This window comes from Longimonas haloalkaliphila (assembly GCF_055379825.1).
This window is the reverse complement of the sequence record NZ_AP043948.1, coordinates 1739019-1760451: the sequence shown is the minus strand read 5'-3', so window position 1 is coordinate 1760451 and position 21433 is coordinate 1739019. Positions and strand designations below refer to the sequence as shown.

At 58.5% G+C, this 21433-nt stretch carries 13 protein-coding genes and 1 pseudogene; 7 read left to right on the top strand and 7 right to left on the bottom strand.

Translation table 11 applies throughout. From position 1 onward, the window contains the following. Positions 1–37: 37 nt before the first annotated feature. Both ACZ48V_RS06995 and ACZ48V_RS06990 read right to left on the bottom strand, forming a co-directional pair. Positions 38–5500, bottom strand: coding sequence for a lamin tail domain-containing protein (locus ACZ48V_RS06995; RefSeq protein ID WP_464542903.1), 5463 nt, complete (start codon positions 5498–5500; stop codon positions 38–40). 176 nt (positions 5501–5676) lie between these two features. Further along, positions 5677–6579: an alpha/beta hydrolase gene (locus tag ACZ48V_RS06990; RefSeq protein ID WP_464542901.1), complete on the bottom strand. Its 903-nt coding sequence runs from the start codon at positions 6577–6579 to the stop codon at positions 5677–5679. A gap of 162 nt (positions 6580–6741) precedes the next feature. Here ACZ48V_RS06990 and ACZ48V_RS06985 point away from each other — a divergent pair, with 162 nt between their 5' ends. The 5 genes from ACZ48V_RS06985 (at position 6742) to ACZ48V_RS06965 (ending at position 13819) form a co-directional block, all read left to right on the top strand. Next, positions 6742–7314 carry a hypothetical protein gene (locus ACZ48V_RS06985; protein ID WP_464542899.1) on the top strand — a complete coding sequence of 191 codons (573 nt, stop codon included), beginning with the start codon at positions 6742–6744 and terminating at the stop codon, positions 7312–7314. A gap of 381 nt (positions 7315–7695) precedes the next feature. Next, the gene (gene secD / locus ACZ48V_RS06980; RefSeq protein ID WP_464542897.1) at positions 7696–9672 is read left to right on the top strand and encodes a protein translocase subunit SecD; all 1977 of its coding nucleotides are present in this window, start codon (positions 7696–7698) and stop codon (positions 9670–9672) included. Positions 9673–9779: 107 nt separating this feature from the next. After that, positions 9780–10733, top strand: a complete 954-nt coding sequence (gene secF / locus ACZ48V_RS06975; RefSeq protein WP_464542895.1) for a protein translocase subunit SecF — start codon at positions 9780–9782, stop codon at positions 10731–10733. A gap of 294 nt (positions 10734–11027) precedes the next feature. Beyond that, positions 11028–12338 (top strand): adenylosuccinate synthase, encoded by a 1311-nt coding sequence (locus ACZ48V_RS06970; RefSeq protein ID WP_464542893.1) that lies wholly within the window; start codon positions 11028–11030, stop codon positions 12336–12338. Between the two features lie 77 nt (positions 12339–12415). Then, a complete protein-coding gene (locus ACZ48V_RS06965) occupies positions 12416–13819 on the top strand; it encodes a sensor histidine kinase (RefSeq protein ID WP_464542891.1) in 1404 nt (467 codons plus the stop codon). Positions 13820–13894: 75 nt separating this feature from the next. On the opposite strand, the gene ACZ48V_RS06960 is transcribed toward ACZ48V_RS06965, so the two are convergent. Next, positions 13895–15082, bottom strand: a complete 1188-nt coding sequence (locus ACZ48V_RS06960) for a hypothetical protein (protein ID WP_464542889.1) — start codon at positions 15080–15082, stop codon at positions 13895–13897. Between the two features lie 115 nt (positions 15083–15197). Continuing rightward, positions 15198–16064, bottom strand: coding sequence for an SAM hydrolase/SAM-dependent halogenase family protein (locus ACZ48V_RS06955; protein WP_464542887.1), 867 nt, complete (start codon positions 16062–16064; stop codon positions 15198–15200). Positions 16065–16327: 263 nt separating this feature from the next. Between ACZ48V_RS06955 and ACZ48V_RS06950 the strand changes: the two genes are divergently transcribed. Further along, positions 16328–16999, top strand: a complete 672-nt coding sequence (locus tag ACZ48V_RS06950) for a GbsR/MarR family transcriptional regulator (RefSeq protein ID WP_464542885.1) — start codon at positions 16328–16330, stop codon at positions 16997–16999. Positions 17000–17077: 78 nt separating this feature from the next. After that, positions 17078–17458 carry a YraN family protein gene (locus ACZ48V_RS06945; RefSeq protein ID WP_464542883.1) on the top strand — a complete coding sequence of 127 codons (381 nt, stop codon included), beginning with the start codon at positions 17078–17080 and terminating at the stop codon, positions 17456–17458. Positions 17459–17509: 51 nt separating this feature from the next. Here the strand turns inward: ACZ48V_RS06945 and ACZ48V_RS06940 are convergent, their stop codons facing one another. From ACZ48V_RS06940 to ACZ48V_RS06930, 3 genes and pseudogenes are all read right to left on the bottom strand, one after another. Next, positions 17510–19480 (bottom strand): heavy metal translocating P-type ATPase, encoded by a 1971-nt coding sequence (locus tag ACZ48V_RS06940; protein WP_464542881.1) that lies wholly within the window; start codon positions 19478–19480, stop codon positions 17510–17512. A 166-nt stretch (positions 19481–19646) separates the two neighbouring features. Further along, positions 19647–20388, bottom strand: a pseudogene (locus tag ACZ48V_RS06935) (IS1 family transposase). Positions 20389–20737: 349 nt separating this feature from the next. Then, positions 20738–21298, bottom strand: a complete 561-nt coding sequence (locus ACZ48V_RS06930) for a PAS domain-containing protein (protein ID WP_464542879.1) — start codon at positions 21296–21298, stop codon at positions 20738–20740. Positions 21299–21433: the final 135 nt, after the last annotated feature.

Below are 21433 nucleotides of genomic sequence, written 5' to 3'. Positions count from 1 at the left end.
AGCTTGATGCGAGTCGCAACCTACGCCTTCAGGAACGCTACCGGACGACCATAATCGACTGGGTCTTCTGGGTGGATTCGCCACGCAATCGCACAACGTAAAATCCGCTCGCTAACCCGGCAGCTTCGAATTGGAACGTGTTTGTCTGATGCGGAGTCGTGCCCCCCCGATACAGTGTCTGAACGCGCTGACCGAGTGCATTGTATACCTCAATAATCACCTCTTGCGCTGCGTCGACAGCGAAGCGTACCGTAGCGTTATTTCGAACAGGCGAAGGGTACACAGTAAGCGCAACCGACCGGTCAAGCTGAACGTCTATGCTACGCGCCTCAGTAAGCGTAGCGGTGCCGTCGGTATCCACCTGTCGCAGCCGGAACTTATGCGTGCCTGGAAGCAGGGATTCGGTTTCAAATTGGTAGGTGGTCTCCACATCCGTCGTGCCCTGTCCTTCCACAAAGCCAAGTGCAGCGAAGTCCTCGGAACCAGGTCTCTGGTGTTGCACCTCGAAGCCGGCATTGTTCGTTTCGGAGAGGGTCGTCCACCGCAATGTGGCGGAGGAAGCCCTTGTCTGTACCGTAAATTCAGCCAGCTCTACCGGCAACGAATTACCAAACTCGTCGGTGGGTATGATGTGGATTTCAAAGCGCACATTGGCATCCTCTGCCTCATTGAGCGGCTCGGCATGCTGGTCCATTGTTGTAGCCGGATGGGAACTACGAATTGCGCTCTTCGAAACGCTGCGGTTGGTACTCATTGCTCCAGGTTCAGCATCGAACGTGTAGGCATCGGCCTCACGCAGATCGACCTCGGCCCCGGTCTTCAGATCACGCAAGTACACCTGCCAACCGGTAGGCAGGCCCCGCAGCGTCGGCCACCGTAGCGTAAGTTTGTCAATGTCGTCCGTGTTTTGTGCATCAATCACGACGGGCACCACAGCAGGCGCATCCAGCGCAAACGGAAGGGAGTAACGCGAAAGCCGGATAGGCTTGCTATTGCGCATGCCATGTCCAGACAGGGTGACGTACGTGCCGGTCATGGGCGAGAGCTTCACCGCGCTACGCACGTCGAACTTCATTGTAGCGTCGGGGTGCAGGAAAACCTCGAAGGCCTCGTCGTACGTGGCCAACGTGCCTGCCGCGTCATATCCCGAAAGCGTAAAGGCGATGCGCGCCTGCGAGGGATTGGGCACGGTGGATTTGGGCGCAGTGGGCGCGAGACGACGGCCATCGGCATCGAACGTGAGTGTGGTAGCCGTACCGCTGGCCCGTGCTACGAAGAACCCCTGCCAGGGCGCGATGAGACGTGCCTCTCCGGCGTTTTCCTGACTGCGCTGAATGTATGACCCGGACCCTCCGTTCAGGCTGGAATCCCAGATCTGAGCTGTGGTCGTGAACCCTTGTCCCGCAAGGTCGATTGCGTTCAAGTCGAATGTGTACGGGTACGGGTTGCCAAGAAGATGCCACTCTACGTCATCGCCCGTCGGGTCGCCGCCGTTACCGGCCGTCCCCCCGTTCTCAACATTAACCGTAATATCGTCTGCAGGCGACAGACCCTGACCGCTTAGCGTGAAAGGAAACGGACTGTACTGGTTGACCGGAGCCGAGGTATCCCACATGTACCAGATGAACCCTTCTCCGGCGGGAAGCAGATCACTTCCAGATGACGCCGACTCCCAGCCGGTTTCTTCCCAGCGGTAAACGTTTGCCTGCCCGCCCAGTGGTAGATCGGGAACGCCCTGGACCATGTTCTGCATGTCGAGGTCGGCTACAGTGAAGGCTTCCACGGGCGGTGCCAGCATACGCCAGCCCGAGGTGCCGTCGATTGGGGTAGCCGGCTGAAGCTGCTGCTTGGGCCCGTTCTGTCCGGGCGCGCCCAGATCGGTACGGCTGCTGCGTCCGCGCGTGAACAGAAACCCTTTCTCGCGCCGCTCCGCCACGGCCCAGCGGTCGGCGTTGTTGTTTTGCGCGGTGCCAGTGAACACGCTTGACGCCCCGGCAACCGGATCGAGTGTGCCACTGCTGCGGGCAGTGCCATAGTCAACGGTCGTAACCGGGGCCCCATTGTCCTTGACGGCGAGCGTGGCACCGTCGTTTGCCAGTTCAATGTTGGCCTGCTGGTCGCAACGCACGCCGCCGTTCTCGCTGATGTCGGTGTTGCGGCACACGGTGAAGAAGCTGCGTGCCGGGAGCGTGCCGGAAAGAGCAGCATCAGTGGCAGCGGCGGTATGAAGCGTCCAATTGCTCAGGTCAATATCACTATCGGTGGTATTGTACAGCTCGATCCACTCGCCGTCGGCGTCGGACACAGCGTCTGGAATGGCCAGAAACTCTGAGATAAGCACATCCGGGGCACTCTCCCGGTCGAGGATCGTGACGGTGAGCGCCCCGCTGCTGGCCTGCGCAAAGCATTCGGCAGTAAAGCAGCGTTCCACATCCAGCGTAAACACCGCATCGAGGGGACCGTCCTGGTTGGTATTTGACGGAAAGGCGAGGTTGAGCACTGCTTCTACAGTGTCGGCGGGACTGCCTGCGGGAAACGTGAGGGTTTCGCTGTCGAAGCCACCAATGCTCGTAGATGAAGCGGAGCTACCGGCTTGGTCAAAAGTGATTGTGGTAGCGGCAAGACGTCCTTCAAAGGGGGTGAGCTGAATCGTCGCTCCGAGCGTGGTGCTCTCCGTATCCCCCTGTACAACCGTCGTTTCGGAGGTGAGGAATGTGGCTTCGGGCCACGGGGCATCGCAGAACCCGTTCAGCTCATCAGGATCGGTGGGCCGATCAACCAGCGTAAGGAAGCGTGTGCTGGGGTCGGTAAATCCGTTGCGATTCCCAGCCGTCGTACCGGGTTGGATGCCCAGGTACTGATCGAACGTACGCACGCCGTTGCCCTGCCAGCCAGGATCAGGCTGTTCGCCGATGGTCCCCAACACATCTTCGGTGCGTCCGTCAAGGACCAACTCAACCACATCATCGCCATTAAACCATGGCTGGCGCTCGAAATAGGCTACTCCGGAGCATGTATTATCGCGGAACGCCTTGAGTCCGCCGGTGTCGTCGTTATCGCCGATAAGCAGGACCTCATTGGCTCCGAGCTCGCCGCTATCTATTGTAGGCTGTGTGGTAGACGACGTGCTTCCATTAAAGTACGTGTTTATCTCAAGTGGATCCTCCGCGAAGTCGATGGGCTCCCCCGACACGTTCCATACTTGAATGCCCCGTGGCGTGCCGCCGCCTCCGCTATCAGAGTACACGTATCGGCTAATGAGCACGCGCGGCGCATCGCCTATATCGAGCGTGTACGTGCGGCGCAGGCCAATGGACGTGCCCGATGAGGCATTTTGCAGTACGAACTGGGCTGTACGGGTCGCATCGCCCGAGAACGCATTTAGATCGACCGTGACCGTCTGCGTGTCTCCATCGCTGGCCGAGGCCGGGAACGTGATGGTTTGGGTGTCGAAGTTGGCTACGTCAGCGGGATTCGCAGTGCTGTTACTCTCGTCAAAGGCGACCTCCACAGTGCGCTCGGTGCCATCGGGATTGCGGATCTCCACATCGAAGGTAACGGTGCCATCGGTCGACCACACGGCGGCCCCGGTGTCTACCAGCTCGACAACGGGCGGATTGGGCGTGAGCGAAAGGTTGTTGAGCGCAATCTCGTCGCGCGCCCCGCTTCCCCCGGCATCGTCCGAGTCCCATCGGAGGATCAGATACTCGCCGTTTTGCAGATTGAGATCGGTGAGCGCCCCCTCACGCGGCACGGTCTGCCAGTTCGGACTTGCATCGGCTCCTTCCGGCGTGGTGTAGTCGAGTGCAGGCACATCGGTAAAGCCGCCTTCGGTAAAGGCATCTTCGTCGGTGACTTTGTATATGAGGTTCAAGCTCGTGGAGCGGTCCTGGTCGTTGAACACCTCGATATCGTACGCCACGGCGACGTCATTGATGGATGTGCCCGTGTCGTTGAGGTAGCGTGCGACGAAGGAGCCTGGAGTAACGTCGGATCCGGTAGGCTGCACGCCCCAAGCGAAATCGCCCGTATCCACCTCAAAGGCGTAGATACCGCCGGTTGTTACACCGCCGGTGCTGATGCCCCGGGCGAAGTCGCCTGTTGTTTGCGTGTCGCCAAAATCGAGATCCCCATCATTGAGGCCACGCACGATGAACGCTTCCGAATTCAGCTGATCGGGGTCCGCCGGCGAGGCAAATCCGCTTCCCTGAAAGGTGTTGAAGTCCTCGAACAGCGTATCATCGGTGTTTTCGATGATGATCGGTCCGCCATCTGCCGTGCGGGGAGTCACCGAGATGTCGTTGAATCCGAACTGCGGGCGGGCTCCACCCCCGCTGACGTCGTTGGTGACGAACGCCAGGGTGATGAACTCGCCTGTGGGAACTGCAGCAGGGAGGGTGGTCGATTGCTCATTGCGTTCCCATACCGCATCTGTGTCGGCATCCTCGTCGATTGTGAATGCCAGGCCGCTGTCGTTAAAGGCGGAAGCGCTGTTGCCATCGGTCTGGCAAGCATCGCCGACCGCGTACTTGAGTTCGATGGACTGGCTGCGGTCTTCATCGTTGAGCACCCAGAGATCGTAGGCTACATCCAGCCCGCCGTTGATGCGAGTGCCTGTCGTGTTCTCGTAGCACACGTATACCGTGCCGGGCGTAAAGTCGCTGCCTGAGGGCTTTAGTCCGAACGTGTAGTCGCCATATCCATTATTCAGATCGGTGGGTTTGCTAACGTCGAAGGCGTAGATACCTCCTGAAAAGGCATCATCGGTCTGTGCCCCTTGCGCAAAAGCGCCACCTGTCTGCGTTCCACCAAAGTCCAGATTGCCATCGCTCGTGCCAAACACCGCAAACGCGTTTGAATTGAGCTGCCCCAGACTCGGTGAAGGCGAAAACCCGTCGCCGCGAACACCCTGAAAATTAAGCAGGGCAGGCGTGTCGATGGCAGAGAGCGTTACGGGACCCGCCGCGGGCTCCAGATCGCCACGCACGGTGATGTTGTCGTAGCGGTTGTTACCACTACCTGATGTGGCTCCGTCGAGCGTAATTCGAAAGACGACGTCCGGGTTATCGTTTAGCGTTGCAATACCCGAGAAGTCGAATGTCTCGACGGCGCCGCTCGTTGTGCTATTGGGGGTAAAGGTGAACTCCTGCGTGAAGGTTGCTCCGCCGTCGGTCGAGTAGCTAACCGTGTTGTTGTCAAATCCGGTGTCCGTGCGTCGGGCCCACAATGCCAGCTCGATGTTTTCGGCGCCTATCGTGGAGACGGCAATATCGAAGTGGTTCCCGTTTTGGTCGTCGCCCGCAACAGAGAAGCTATCTCCCGCTGCGTCGCCCCCTTGGGCATTGCCAGTATTTCCTTCAAAGGCGTTCAGACTTCCCTCATCAAACGAATACGTGATCTGCGCGTCCCCAAATGTGACTTCGACCGGCGCGGGCCATGGATTGCCATTCTCGACGGGGTCGTTGAAATTCCAGTAGCCGAGCAGGTCTTGCTGGGCCATCGTTGGCTGCGTGATCAGTAGTAGACTGATAGCAACAACCGGTAGCAACCGGAGAGAAAATATACGAGCGTACCATGCAGGCATAAGCGACGGTAGCCAGGAGGTAGGTGTACAGGCGATTCTCTACGGTACATATTTTTCTGGCAAACAGCCACAAGCCTATTGTTACGATCCCTTTAAGGATGGTCCAAATTGCCTGTGGATTTGAGTCCGTTTCGCGATGGTACGGAAAACGTACGCGCCTTTAGCCAGTCCAGAATGTCGCTGATTACAACATCGCGCTCCGGCTCGTTGAGGACTTCGTGGCGCAGGTCTTCGTATTGGTGCATCGTTTTGTCGGTGGAGCCGCTCTGGGCGTGGAATGCTATGCTTCCCGCGGGGTCTACGATCGTGTCGGATGCACCCTGTACAAGCAAGTAGGGAAGACAGATCGCATCAGCCCGTGCTCGCACCTGCTCTCCGCCACGCAGGATCTCAATCCCGGTGCGCGCAGGAACGCGCCCCTGGTGATTAAGCGGGTCGGCTGCAGCATCGGTGAGGACGTGCACATCCCGTGATATTCCGTTTTCGATGGCGCCAACTGTGGGCAGCGCAGGCAGGTACCTGCTCACGGCATCGGCAACGGCCAAGAGCACGCGCGGCACGCTGGCCTCTACCGAGAGCGCAGGGGCAGAGAGCACCGCTCCGTCAACGGGGAGTCCGGGATGGAGTGCGGTACGCAGCGCAACGAGTCCGCCCATGCTGTGGGCAAGTACAAAAAGCGGCCCATCGGCTTTGCTGGGGAGATGCGCAACCATCGCAGCAAGGTCTTCGCATAACAGGTCCAGGTTCCAGACGAGGGCACGCTCTCCCGGCGAGCGTCCAAACCCGCGCTGGTCGTAGGCGACAACGGCGTATCCCGCCTCCTGCAATGCCGTAGCCACATGGCCGTAGCGTCCGCTATGCTCGGCGTATCCATGAACGATCAGGACCGTGCCGATGGGGGGTGATGTGGGCTCCCAATGCTGCGTGAAAAGCGCCACACCACTCGGCAGCGCTGTGCGAGTGATGCGGCTGGGTGGGTTCGCAGAGAAGAGCATAGAGGCGTGGGGGGACGCGAAGGAATTAGAACAGGTACGAGAGCCATGCCTGAGACAACGACGATGTTCCGCTTCGATAGAAGCGAATGGAACAATAGTCGATCGCCTGCGATTTCGTGGAGTGTCGTATGTTTATCGTAACAGTCTGGGGCTTCGCTCCGCATGAACGTCCTTCGCCATCCTTCTATTCGGTATGTCATGGTCAGCGTGCTGGCTGTGAGCCTGTTGCCGTGGGTGGGGAGCAGTTGGACGGAGTCGCTGCTCGGACCGTCGTCTGACGCGCGTGCCTCCTGGCTTCAGGGGCAGGTGGCCGAGTGGCCTTCTGAAGCAGACCGTGAGGCCTTCAACAAGGCGCTTTCGGAGGCTTCATCTGGACCGTTGCTCTCGGCTCAGCAATATACGGCGTCTGTGCTTCAGGCCTACGAGGCTCACGCCCCGAGCGGACACCGCGCTGCGTATCTGTTCGGATGGAGCGGCGACGCTGATATTGACGCATTGGCACGCTGGCTGCATCAGCAGGCGTCGCAGTGGAACGCTACGGCGCCTACGCCACGTCTCTTCTCGGCCGGTCTTTCGGTGACGACAACGACACGTGTGCAGTTCGATAGCCCTGCGACGGCCCCTCACGCGGTGCTGTCGCCTCTTTACTCCGCTATCGACCGCGCACACACCCACTTCGAAGAAGCACGGTGGCTTGTCCGGCGCCTCGTCTACGCCACCCCGCGCGCTCCGTAGCTCCCTCCTGCTGCGTGTACGCTTCAGCGCGCCGGCACGTGCATGCCATGTGCACCTGCTCTAACTCGTGGCCTGTTATGCCATGGAGCAGCGCGGTGCGCATCCCGCTACCAACCGTTGCGTGATGTGCTTTCTGTGCATCAGCCCTATGTTTTCGTTGGGCAGTGCTGTCTACGCTCTGCAACCTGCGTGTGTGTGTTTTGCTACGACTGCGCAGGCCCATGAGCATTCTCTTGCAACTTCGTGCTGCCGCCCTGCTCTTGCTTGAATGCATTGACCAAGCGGGCGCTCAACGAACGTTTGAATGAATACCACCAGGATGCTGCACGGCTTCTGGACGCCCCCTTACCACCACTTGCTGTACGTTCTTACTGATCTGCTATGAAAGACAACGGACTCAAAATCGCACTCACGATCTTCTTCGTGGGGTTATGTGCTTACTACTTATTCCCGACGGCTCAAAATATCATGCTCAACCAACGGTTGAGCGAGATGACAGAGCAGGAGCGGATTGAGTACGAACAGGAAAACTTTACGCGCATCCAGGAAATCCGGCAAGGATCGCTCGGGCTCGGGCTTGACCTGCTGGGCGGGATGCACGTAACGCTCGAAATCCGCGTAGCCGACCTCATTGGACAGCTTGCCATCAACAAAGACGAAACGTTTGAAGAGGTGCTGCAGACAGCAGCGCGACGCGCCCTTGAACAGGATCGTTCTGTGGTCGACGTATTTGTTGAAGAGTTTCAGGAGCGTGACCCGAACGTGCGCCTCTCGCGGTACTTCCGTAATGAAGAGGCCGGTGTAACGCGTCGCTCCGAAAACAGCGACGTCATTGCATACCTCAACGACCAATCCAACGAAGCGGTAGAGCGTGCCATTGAGATTGTTCGTAACCGCGTTGACCGGTACGGCGTGACTGAGCCCTCTATTCAGCGCCAGGGCGAACGTCGTATTATTGTGGAGCTGCCCGGCGTGGACGATCCCGAACGCGTGCGCGACCTGCTGCGCGGTACGGCACGCCTGGAGTTTCGCCTGATGGCCAACCCCCAGCGCCTCACCGAGTCGGTCCAGGACATTATCGACTACTTTGAAGCGCAGGCTCAAGACGTTGAGATGGACGAGCTTGCGGAAGGCGAGACGCCCGATGTCGAAGAGGGGGAGCTTCAAGAAGACCCGATCGCCGAGCGCGACCCGGTAACCGACGAGGAGGCCCTTGAGGAAGAGGCCGATCCAACCGCCGATCCGCTGGCGCAAGACGATCCGCTCGCCCAGGAAGACATGGTAGATGAGTCCGAAAACCCTTTCCTGGCCCTGATGCAGCCGCTGCCGTACCAGCAGCAGCGCCCCGTCTTTGCTCATGTGCTTCTGCCTGACACCTCGCGCGCTATGGACCTGATGCGCCAGGAGGATGTGCAGCGCCTCTTGCCAGGCGACGTTGAGCTTATGTTCGGTGCAAATCCCATCGGTCAGACGCAAGACGGCGTAGACGTGTATGAACTGATCGCTGTTCGCAGCCAGGTTGAGCTTGCCGGCGATGCCATCACCGACGCCTCCGTTGAGTTTGACCAGTTCACCAACGAGCCCAAAGTGCTCATGGTGATGGACTCCGACGGCTCGCGCACTTGGGCGCGGCTCACCGGGGCGAATGTTGGAGAGCCTGTGGCTGTTGCGCTTGACGGCGTTATCTACTCGTATCCGACCGTACAGCAACGCATTCTGGGAGGGCGCTCCGAAATATCGGGGCTCGACTCGCGTCAGGAAGCACAAGACATCGTCACGATCTTGCAGTCGGGTGCGTTGCCCGCACCGCTTGACATTGTAGGCGACCGTACGGTAGGTCCGAGCCTTGGTGAAGCCTCAATTCGCGCCGGATTTATCTCGGTTATTTCGGGGCTCGTACTGGTGATCCTCTTCATGGTCATGTACTACCGCACGGCTGGCATCGTCGCAAATGTGGCGCTTCTGCTGAACATCGTTCTGATTCTGGGAATCTTAGCCGGATTCGGGGCGACGCTCACCTTGCCAGGTATTGCCGGTATTGTGCTAACTATCGGTATGGCGGTGGATGCAAACGTGCTCATCTTCGACCGAATACGTGAGGAGGCAAACACCGGCAAAACTCTTAAAGCATCGATTGATGCCGGGTATGACCGCGCCTTAAGCGCGATCCTTGATGCCAACATTACAACGTTCTTCGTGGGCGCCATCCTCTACTCGTTCGGCGTAGGGCCCATTCAGGGCTTTGCCGTTACGCTCATGGCGGGTATTCTGTCGTCTCTCTTTACCGCGATTATCGTAACGCGGCTCATCTTCGACTACATGGTCGACGAGCGCAAAATGCGCGTCTCCTACGGGTGACGTTTCGCTGAGCTATGCTGCCGCACTCCGGGGCCTACGGGCCTCGGAGCCCCCGCGGCGCTTCTACACGACCATTCACTCCGCTTACGATATAACTTTTTCTGACTATGCGTTTACTTGAAAACCCCAGTTTTTCGTTCATCCCGAATCGCAAGATCGGGTACATGATTTCCGGGACGCTCATTCTACTGAGTATCCTTTCGTTTGCCACGCGTGGCCTGGAGCAGGGTATTGACTTTCTGGGTGGTACCGAGATCGTCATCGAAAATGTAGGCGGCCTCGACGCCCTCGAAGTACGTGCCTCCATGGCCGAGGTGCTTAACGGCGAACCCGAAGTCAAAACCTTTGGAACGACCGGCTTGCTTATCCGCACCGTGTCCGATCGCGACGTCAGCGACTTGCAGCGCGACGTGCTTGCTCAGTTCCAGGCGAGCTTTCCCGATGTGTCGCCTGAGGTAGTACAGACCAACGTGGTTGGGCCCCGGTTCGCTGCCGACCTGCAGCGTGGTGCCATCTATTCGGTGCTGGGTGCCCTGTTTGTCATCTTCGTGTACATCATGCTACGCTTTGAGTGGCGATATGGGCTTGGCGCACTGGCTGCCATCACGCACGATGTGATTATTGTGCTGGGCATCTTCTCACTATTTCAGGACGTGCTCCCGTTCTCCCTGCAGATCGACCAGGCAATTATTGCAGCATTCCTGACGATCGTAGGGTACTCCCTGAATGATACCGTGGTGGTCTTCGACCGCACCCGCGAATACCTCAACCTGTTTAAGACCGATCCTTACGACGAGGTCGTAAACCGCTCTATTAACAGCACACTGAGCCGTACAGTCGTAACCTCGATCACCACGCTTATCGTGACCAGCATTCTGCTCTTCTTCGGCGGCGATGTGCTGCGCGGCTTCTCGTTTGCGCTCGTTCTCGGCGTGCTCATCGGAACGTACTCGTCGGTCTACGTGGCTTCGCCCATCGTAGTAGATATTCGCCTCTGGCTCGAAGGCTCGGAAAAGGAAGAAACCAACAAGTACAAGCGCAAGGAGCGTACACGCATATAATCACGTATGTAGCACGTATGCAGTGGGTGCTCTAACAGCCCGACGAAACCAGCCCTTACGTGGCTTGGGTCGGTTAAGGATCTGCGTCGCGTAGGGTGAACCGCGTCTGTTTCTACTCGTTACGAAGCCGGAGTGCATCTTGACGAGATGCCGACGAGATGCCTCCGGCACGTGCGGGCAGATGCTCGCCGGTGCTTACGCAACCAGAAGCACGCAACCAGAAGGCTACGTCGCACCGTGCGCATTTCGCCTTCTGACCATCATCACTTTTCTTCATAGCTGTTCACGACACGCATGCCAGTTTCTATTGTAATCGGAAGCCAGTGGGGCGACGAGGGCAAAGGGAAAATCGTTGACCTGCTTAGCCAGGATACGGCTGACATTGTTGCCCGCTATCAGGGTGGTGCCAATGCCGGACACACCATCTGCTGGGATGACCAGGAGTTTGTGCTTCACCTCATCCCGAGTGGAATCTTTCATGATGGCGTTGACTGCGTCATTGGCAACGGCGTGGTGCTTGACCCGAAGGCTGTGCTCGAAGAGATTCAGCAGATTGAGGCGCTGGGCTACCCGGTTGAAGGGCGTCTTCACATCTCGCACAACGCCCACGTCATCATGCCTCATCACAAAGCCATCGAGGCTGCGCAAGAGGCCGGGCGCAAATCGGATACGAACGACGACGCCATTGGCACAACCGGTCGCGGTATCGGGCCCGCATACGCCGATAAGTTTGCACGCACCGGCATCCGCGTCGTTGACCTGCTCGATCGCGACGTGCTGCGCACTAAACTGACGCGCGCCGTTGAGGCCAAAAACGAGATGCTCAGCCGGGTGTATGGAGCGAACGAGCTCGACGTTGATACCATCGTAGATGAATACGTAGAGCTCGACCAGCAGCTCGATCCATACGTCACCGATACCGCACAGCTGCTCGGCCGTGCGCTTGACGATGGCAAGCGGGTGCTTGCTGAAGGCGCTCAGGGCTCGCTGCTCGATATTGACTTTGGCAGCTACCCGTTTGTCACCTCCAGCCACCCAACAGCAGGCGGCTGCTCTACCGGCCTTGGCGTATCGCCTGTGGAGGTCGACCGCATTATTGGCATTGCAAAAGCGTACTGCACGCGCGTCGGCAACGGGCCGTTTGTCACCGAACTGAACGACGCCATGGGCGAACACCTGCGCAAAGTGGGCGCTGAGTTTGGCGCAACCACCGGCCGCCCCCGCCGATGCGGATGGCTCGACCTGGTTGCCCTGCGCTACACCACCATGATCAACGGGTTTACCGAGCTCGTCATTACGAAGCTCGACGTGCTGTCGGGCCTCGACGAGATCAAGGTCTGCGTAGCCTACCAGTATGATGGGAAGGAAACCCAGCGCTTTCCAAGCGAGGCGCACACGCTGGATCGCGTCACACCCGTTTACGAAACCCTGCCCGGGTGGGATGCGGATATTAGCACCGCGCGTAGCTGGGACGACCTGCCCGGTGCAGCGCAAGACTACCTGGACTTTGTAGAGGAGCACTCGCGCGCGCCCATCGGCTCAATCTCGATTGGTCCGCGTCGCGATCAGATTATCACGGATGTACACGAGGCACCCGTTGCCTAAGCGGTCCCAAACGGCCGCTTCCGTCCTCGCCAGGCTCCTGCGCTTCGCATCCCCCCTGTACTGACTACCGCGACGCTGTGCATGCCTACCGCTGGTCCGTTCGGCTCAAGCTCGGACTCATTGTCTTTGCGATGGTCATTGCGCTGGCCTCGCTCTGGTACACCCACGAACTGGTTGACCGGCTCCGCGACCGCGAGCAGTCGATGATTCAGCTCTGGGCGGATGCACAGGCGCAGGTTGCCCGCGCGCAAGACCGAGCGACCAATCCGCACCGCAGCGAATGGGATGCCCTTGAACGCATTCTTGAGGGCGGCGTACAGGTCGACACCGTTACCGAAACCAACCCAGCGCGCCTGCGACAAGCCCTGTCGTGGGCGCGTTCTATGCCTCCTACCGGTGAGCTTGACTTTATCCTGAATGAGATTCTGGAGCCGAATCCGTTTGCCATTCCGGCAATCATCACCGACTCTACGCAGACCGAACCGCTCTTCTGGCGCAATGTCTCTGTTGAAGACGACCTGTCTGCACTCAGTCCCAGCGACTCGGTAAAAGCCCGTGACCGGCTCAGCGACCATCTCGACGAGATGAAACAGGCGTTTGCCCCTATCCCGATCCGGTTTCGCTACAACGACCCTAATACCAACAGCACGGAGGAGCTTACGCAGTACGTGTTCTACAACGAGTCGGGACTTGTACGTGAGCTACGTATCTTTCCGTACGTGCAGCTCGGCTTTGTGGGGCTCTTTATTCTGGTTGGGTACCTCGGCTTCTCGTATGTGCGGCGCAGCGAGCAGAGCAACCTGTGGGTGGGCATGGCACGCGAGGCTGCCCACCAGTTAGGTACACCTATATCCAGCCTCATGGGGTGGACCCAGCTGCTGAAGAGCGACTCGCTGTCGCAGGCGAACCGCAATGAGGCTGTTTCGGAGATCGAGAACGACATCGAGCGGCTGCAGCGCGTCGCCAATCGGTTTTCGGACATTGGGTCGATGCCGAAGCTGAAGCCGATGAACGTATCGACCGTGATTCATACGACGGCTGGTTATATCCGGCGGCGCATCCCCAAACACAGCCAGTCGATTACGCTATCGGTGGAGGCCCCCGATGCCCTGTACGCTCGTATTAACGAAGAGCTCTTTGCGTGGGTACTGGAAAACCTTCTCAAGAATGCGCTGGATGCGCTCGACGGTGACGGAGCAATCAAGGTGGTTGCAACTGCAACGGACAGCATGGTGCAGATTGATGTCGAAGACACCGGGTCGGGCATTGAACGCCGGGCCCGTACAAACATCTTTCGACCGGGCTTCAGCACCAAAGAGCGCGGGTGGGGGCTCGGGCTCAGCCTGGCGCAGCGCGTCATCGAGAACTACCACGGCGGTACGCTTCAGCTCGCCTCCTCGACTGTTGGTGAAGGCTCAACGTTCCGTATCCAGCTGCCGGCAGCGCCTGTCCCATCCGACCATGCTACTGGCGAAGCGTAGCAGACCGTACTGATCAAATCATGCTGATTTCGCGCCGCTCTACCGGTGCAGCAGTCTTCTTCGCCAAAAACCCGGCTACTCACGCTCCGGTTCAACACGTTCAGGGCGAGCGTCACGCGCTGCCGAAGCGAACACAGCAAGGTAGACGCGGTCGCGCACGCGCCAGACCAAGATCGGCCGTCCCTGCACCGACTGCTCAACGAAGGTATCTTCAGAATCGAGCGTCTGGCGGATGGGACGCGGCAAGACCGCTTGCTCTTCGAGCTGGTCGAGCTGCGCATAGGAGTAAGCGAATACACGAATCGAGGCCTGCGCATCGATATCGCGATACTGCAAGACCGGTACGGGCTCCGGATTTAGAGGCAGTGCCGCCAGCCCCACGAGTTGGGCTCGCTCGATGCGTGGCACGCGCAACGTGCTTCCTGTTTCAGCCTCCCAGACCGCCCGCAGGCTGTCTGCATTGTCCGACTGAATGATTGAGGTTAGCACATCAGCATGTTGCACTGAAAACTCGATGATGCTCGGCTGGTCATCTTCAGCGTCAGCGCTGGCCGTCCATATCGACCGCACCCCCCAGGCCAGAACCACCAGCGCCAGCAGACCCGCGATAACAGCCGATGTTTTAAGCCACTGACTCCGCCGGCGCTCTGTGCGTTGCGACCGGGTCTGGGCGGATGCGGTTCGCTCTGCCTTCAACGCGCGCGCTATCTGGCTGCGCAGTGCAGCAGGTGGCGCGCCATGGGTCTTGTTGAGGAAGGTGCGCAGGCTCGCGTTCAATTCCTCATCTGGAAAGGCCGTGTCTACCAGCATGCGCTGTCCTCCACTCATCATGTCGCGCAGCGTTGCGCGAAGCGACGCCCGAGCGGCCGCGATTGCCTGCTCCACCTCATCGGCCGGACGCTCAATGAGCTGTCCTACAGCAGCCGGCGACAGGTCGAGCACGAACCGTGCCGTTAGTAGCGTACGCGTGTGTGGTGAGCAGGCGGCCCATGCCGAAGGCAAGGTTTTCTGTACGATTGTTTCCGCTGCCTCGCGGCGCATATCGTAGCCATCTGCGCCATCTTCAGCCATGTGTTCGGTGTATACCTGAAGAGCAAGCTCCAACAACCAAAGCAGCCGATCGTCGGGGCGCTTACGGGGCGGCACATCGGCTGCACGCTCAAACACCTGGTACGTGAGCGCCGGCGCCTGGTGCGAGCCGATCAGCGCAGCCATCAGCGTGTACACGACATCAACATGCTGAGTAAGGGGCGGCGTGGACATACGAGGCAAAAAGTAAAGGCAAGGAAATAAGGCCAGAAACGACGCGTGCCCCCCGCTCACAGGCAGGTCGCGGCACGTAGCATCTTTACGTCAGATACGTTTCACATCAGATCCGTCAGGCAGCGTGGTGTGCTACGTTGGGCGTGTTTGTGTCTAACGACGGAGGAAGCAGCTTGACGGCATCGCTCTTTCGGATATTTAACAGCTGTGCAGCATGGCCCCCGTTCACGGCAACCTCTAAAAACCCGCTGCTGCCAAAAAGCACGACCGGGTCGCCCTCTGCTACCGAAGCATACGTGGGGTGAATTGCATCGAGTATGGTAGAGCCCACGTAGCACTTAAGCGGCACGGGAGCGGGCGGCGTGGGAGCATGCAGTGCCTCACTGTCGAGATCAGGGAATGCTTTCGTTACGGTATCCGGTTCGATATTGGTGATGCAGTTGCCAAACCGGTCGATATGCACAACCCATCCCTCGATCGTATGCTGCAGCACCATAGGAAGAGCCCACCGCAGCGAAGAAAGGTTGTCTACAGGCGTGCCGATCTCGTGCAGCGATGCTCCTGCTTCCAGATGAGCAGCAGCTGGTGCGAAGATATCGCGTCCGTGAAACGTAGCACTGGGCGTGTCGGTGCGCCAGAAGGCCGGGTTGTCGAGCTCGACAATTGCATCCGGGGGTTCCTGGTTGAGCAGAAGCGAGAACACGCCATTGTCGGGCCCAACAAACCACTGATTCGCATACCGCAGAGCAACAGCGCGCCGCTCCGACCCTACGCCCGGGTCTACAACCACCAGGTGTACCGTGCCATCGGGGAAGTGTGGCACGGCGCTCTGCAACACAAAAGCCGCCTCCATGACGTCTTGTGGACTGATGCCGTGCGTGATGTCTACCAGGCGCGCCTCTGGAGCAATGCCAAGCATCACGCCTTTCATGGCGGATACATAGGCGTCTTTTGTCCCAAAGTCGGTTGTGAGTGTGATCATAGGAGGGGCGTATACGATGAGAACGTTATCGCGTCGAAACGCAGAGCTAAGGTACGAATCAGTAAACTGCTGTGCAGCTTCTTGCATGCGCCGCAGAGGGTTCGGTTCACTGTCTCCGCCAGGCCGCTCTGCAGCCGGTGTACGGGTCCGCCGTGACACGCCTTGCAGCCCGCGGCAAACGGGCTTGTTGGAACCATACGCGGTGCTGATGGAATATGTAGAGCACAGTGCTTTTCCTTGATCATGTGGTTTACATCGGACATATGACGTCGCTTAGTTCTCCACGTCCGGATGCGTCTCCAGATACGTCACGTGATATAGATCCAGCACGCGCCTATGAAGACACTGTAGCGTCGTTTGTAGCGTTCTGGGGCGAGATGGCTTCGCAGTGGGGCATCAACCGCACCATGGCGCAGATCCACGCTCGTCTGTTCTGCGCCGGTGCACCGATGAATACCGATGAGATTATGGAGGCGCTCGACATCAGTCGAGGCAACGCCAACATGAACTTGCGCTCGCTCACCGACTGGCAGCTGGTCTCCAAGAAGCGCCTGCCCGACTCCCGCAAGGATTACTACCAGGCCGATACAAATGTGTGGCGCATCACGGCCCGCATCATTGAAGAGCGGCAGCGCCGCGAGTTACAGCCGGTACAGTCGCAGCTTGAACGCTTTCGCAACGGCCTTCCCGAACCAAAGTCGGCCGCTGCCTCATCACAGACCGATATGCTCAACGAGCGCCTGGCTGCGCTGATCGAACTGCTGGAAGCTTTCGAGTCGATGTCTGACGTGCTGCTTCCGCTTGTCCAACAGAATGACCTGGACACGCTGACCCGCCTGGTGCAGATGGCTCGCATGTTTGCGGACTCGTCTACCGGCTCCCCGGCGCCCAGTCATCACGAGCAGCAGCACTCACCTTCCGATGCGTCATCGTAACGCGATGCACGCCGCCTCTTGCGTTCTGCAGGTCTTTCGCATCTTACTTCGTATCTTACACCGCTTGCCTGCTTAGCTATGACCAAACGCCACACCGACCTGGGTGCCCGCGGCGAAGCCCTTGCAGCCTCCTATCTTGAAAACAAAGGCTACCACGTTATTGAGCGCAACTACCGCTTCGAGCGTGCCGAGGTCGACCTGATCTGCTACGACCCAACCGCCGTGCCTACTGGCGACCTCGTGTTTGTCGAAGTAAAAACGCGATCTGGGCTGGGGTACGGAGCGCCCGAAGAAGCAGTCACCGATTCAAAAAAGAAGCAACTTATAAAGGTATCGGAAGCGTACCTGTACCAGAACAACATGGAGCGTTCCAGCTCGCGCTTCGACGTTGTTGCTATTGTGCTGCGCCAGGGCGACGAGCCGGAGATTGAACACATTCAGCATGCTTTCTGGGCATAAGCACGAATAAGCATGAAGCGGAAAGGAAAGGGAAAGCGCAGAGGCCTTCGCTCAACCGCGAAAAGCAAGCAGCCGCAGTCCGTTCAGGCTCACGAGCACGGTAGACCCCTCATGCCCGATCACAGCCAGTGGGAGCGGAAGCCCGGTCCAGAAGATAGCTGTAACCATAATAGCAATGGCTCCAAACGCGATGCCGAAGTTGATGTGTAGCGTGCGCTTGGCTCTCTGGCTCATGCGTATTGCGTAGGGGATTTTGCTGAGATCGTCGGCCATGAGGACAACGTCCGCCGTTTCAAGCGCTACATCTGTACCCGCGCCTCCCATTGCAATACCGATGCGGGCTGTAGCCAGCGCAGGGGCATCGTTCACCCCATCTCCCACCATAATGACTCCGCCATATTCTGCTTCTAACGCATTGAGGCGCTCCACTTTTTCTTCCGGGAGCAGCTCTGCATAGTAGGCGTCTACGCCTGCTTTTTCTGCGATGGCGTGCGCCACCGTCTCGTTGTCGCCCGTCAGCATCACAATGTGCTCTACACCGAGTGCATGCAGCGCCCGGACGACATCGGCTGCGCCCTCACGGAGCTGGTCGGCAAAGCTCATCCATCCCAGCACGTGCGGTCCCTCTTCATCAGACTCACGTACGACGAGGACAGCGGTATTCCCCTTGTGTTGCAGAGCTTGTACAGCTTCCTGTGCGGCCTCGAATCCCTCAATAGAAGCTGCACTGAACCGGTCCATTGCATAGTAGCGCAGATTGCCGATGTGAACCGTAGCGCCATCTACCGTAGCCCGGACGCCCTTCCCCACCTCTGAGTCGAACATGCTGGCTTCGGGAATGGTGAGTGCCTGCGCTCTTGCAGCCTCAACGGTAGCCTCGGCCAGATGATGTTCGGAGCGCTGCTGCACCGCTGCTGCCAGGCGAAGCACGTCGTTGTCAGATACCAATGCGCCGTTTATGGTAGCCCCTTCACGAGCAGCATGACGTTCGAGAACCGTGTCCCCGGTGGTGAGCGTACCCGTCTTGTCGAACGCTACCGCGTTGATATCGGCGGTGGCCTCCACGTAAGCCCCGCCTTTGTACAGGATTCCGTTCCGTGCTGCCCCAGCGATTGCTGAGAGCACCGCCGCCGGTGTTGAGATGATAAGCGCGCAGGGCGATGCGGCCACCATCAGCGTCATAGCGCGGTAAAAAGCGTCATGAAACGCCTCGTTCCAGCCCCAGACGGGTACGGTAATAAATAGACCGGTAAGAACCAGCACTCCGATTGCATATGGCTGCTCGATACGCTCCAAGAGCTGCTGTGTGGGTGCCTGCCGGCTCTGCGCCTCCTCGACCATATCGATGAGCCGAGCAATGGTCGACTCGTGCACCGCCCGCGTCACCCGGATGTCGAGGCTCCCCGAGGCATTGGTGGTGCCTGCGTACACCTCGTCGCCCTCCGATTTATCGATGGGAACCGACTCGCCCGTGACCGAGGACTCGTCGACCGTGCTCTCTCCTTCAACCACGGTGCCGTCGAGCGGGATCGCATCGCCGGGACGCACGCGCACGGTGGTGCCTACGTCGATGTCATCGAGCCGCCGCGTTTCGGTTGATCCGTCGCTGCAGACCACCTCGGCCTCGTCCGGACGTAGCGCCATCAGTTCGTGGATAGCGCGGCGCGAACGTCCCATTGCGTAGTCTTGCAGCACCTCCGAGAGCGAGAACAGGAAGAGGAGCATAGCCCCCTCAAACGGCGCGTTGATGACCAGCGCGCCCAGCGCAGCCAGCATCATCAGAATGTCGATGTCGACCGTTCCCTTTCGGAGCGACTGTATGCTTGCCCTGGTTCCTTCCCATCCGCCAAACACATAGGCCGCTCCAAACGCAACCCACATAGGTCCTGCAGGACCGTCAAACCAGTCAAGCAGCCCACCTGCGACCATGCCGACGAGGGTGATGGCTACAAATACGGCTTCGCGCGTAATGGACCCCGGTGCTGATCTCGATTCCTGCGAGTCTGATTCGGAAACTGACAATGCGTATAGGGGAGTATATGAGGCATCTGAAAGACGCTGCGTATACGTACGAACGTAAGATGCTGTTCAAGGAGCATCTTCCTCTACCGGAGCCTCAACGGGATCAGGAATGGACGGATAGATAACGCGGTGTGCAAGTTTTTCATTATCCGGTAGCGGTAAGATGTTAAGTGACGCCTCGGTTGTACCGTGCGATAAACAGCCGGGTCGTCAAGTGCAGCATGCGTTCAGACTCGGAGGCCGCTCGGACTCGGAGGCTGCTCGTGTCTGACGCACATAGCGGGCCAGTCGCTGCCGAAGCAGGCCAAAGAACCGTTCGACATGCGAACACTCGCCGCTGGCTTTGCCTACTTGCTCATGCTTGGGATCGTCCTTGAACACCGGCTGATACGCGGTCCAGAAATCGCTGAAGCTCTGTGCCGCACGATAAGACGCAGGGATTCGGCTCCAGAGCCGAGCACAGGTCCGAGCGCTCCGATCTCCAATTACAAACGCTACGACTTGCCGGGTGCGCCGACATAGAGCAACCCATAGCCATCGCTTATTGGAACGCTGTTGGACGTAGGTCCAACATTCATCAAGTTCAAGCAGGTCATCGGCTTGGCCGGGCTCTAATTCGTGGGCGACTGCGTCGAGGAGGCGTCCCTTTTTTTGAGCCACCGCGAAAGCGTCGGACGGCTGACCCCAAAGATCCGCTCTACAGCGCGCATTGAGCCGCGCTCGTGGTAGGCCTGAAGAATGCGTTTTTTCTCTTCCTCAGAGTAGCCTCGGGGCGTCGGATCGATCACGCCGTAGGCCCCGCAGTCCTTGCAATGATACTGCTGATTGCCGCAGACATTCTTGCCGTTTTTGACGATGTTGGCGCTTTCGCACTTTCGGCACTGGTAGGTTGTGGTCTCTTCAATCATCGGTCGAAAATCAATCGGTCGAAGAGCGACTTGAACGAAAGTCACAACACGCATCCGAACTGTATCGCTCGCATCATTTAATGTTTGCCCGCTACCCATTATCCTTTTGGGCGCATATCCCCCTTTGTGGCTACGCGACATTTCCCCCTTCGCGAAGGGGGAAATCCCGAACAGCGTGAGGGAATGGGGGATGTGAGGACCGCGCATTCTGCGACAAGGCGACGATCAACAAAGGAGGAAGGGAACCCGCACATGCCGTTAGATAAGTGATAGATGGATAAGAGAACGGACGTTGTGCTCGTCCATCTGTTTACACATCCCTGTGCCAACGGCGCATGCGGAATTGGTGTTACTCTGCCTCGACCTGAACGTTGCGCTGATCCGTTACGTCACGCTGCACGGCCACGTAGTAAGTCTTTCCGCCTTCCTGCATAATGGGAGCTACTTTCCATTCAATCACGAATGGAGAGCCATCTTTTCGGTAATTGATCGTCTCCCCGTGAAAGGTCTCACCCTTGCGAATCTTACGGTCGAGTCGTTCGAGAACCTCCGGATCCGTCTTGGGACCTTGTAGCATTCCCGGTGTCTTGCCCATGACATCGCTTGCTGCGTAGCCAGTCATCTCAGTGAACGCGTCGTTGACATAGACGATTTTTGAGGGCTCTCCTTCGCGTTTAGAACGAGTTACGGTAATCGCATTGAATGACAGAGCGGCCGCTTTCTTGAACAGTTCGGAGCCACGTTGGCCTGAGAGTTCTGCTGGTTCGGACATAGGTACATTATCGGACATGGATACATCATATGATTGTACGAGGGATAGTGCATTGGTAGACGTCACGACTGCGCCCCCTTGCAGTTGCGTTTCCTGGCTGCCGAAGCGCAACGTCCACGCAATAATCCAAGGCACCATACAGCAATACGACAACCATGCAGTTCTCGCACCTGCTTGTGGATGCGATGACCGTTTTTTCTACTTCGATCTTACTCAGACTGCAGCCTGATCTACGTAGCGAGCCCTCAACTTCGATTTTGCGTTCTGTGCCGG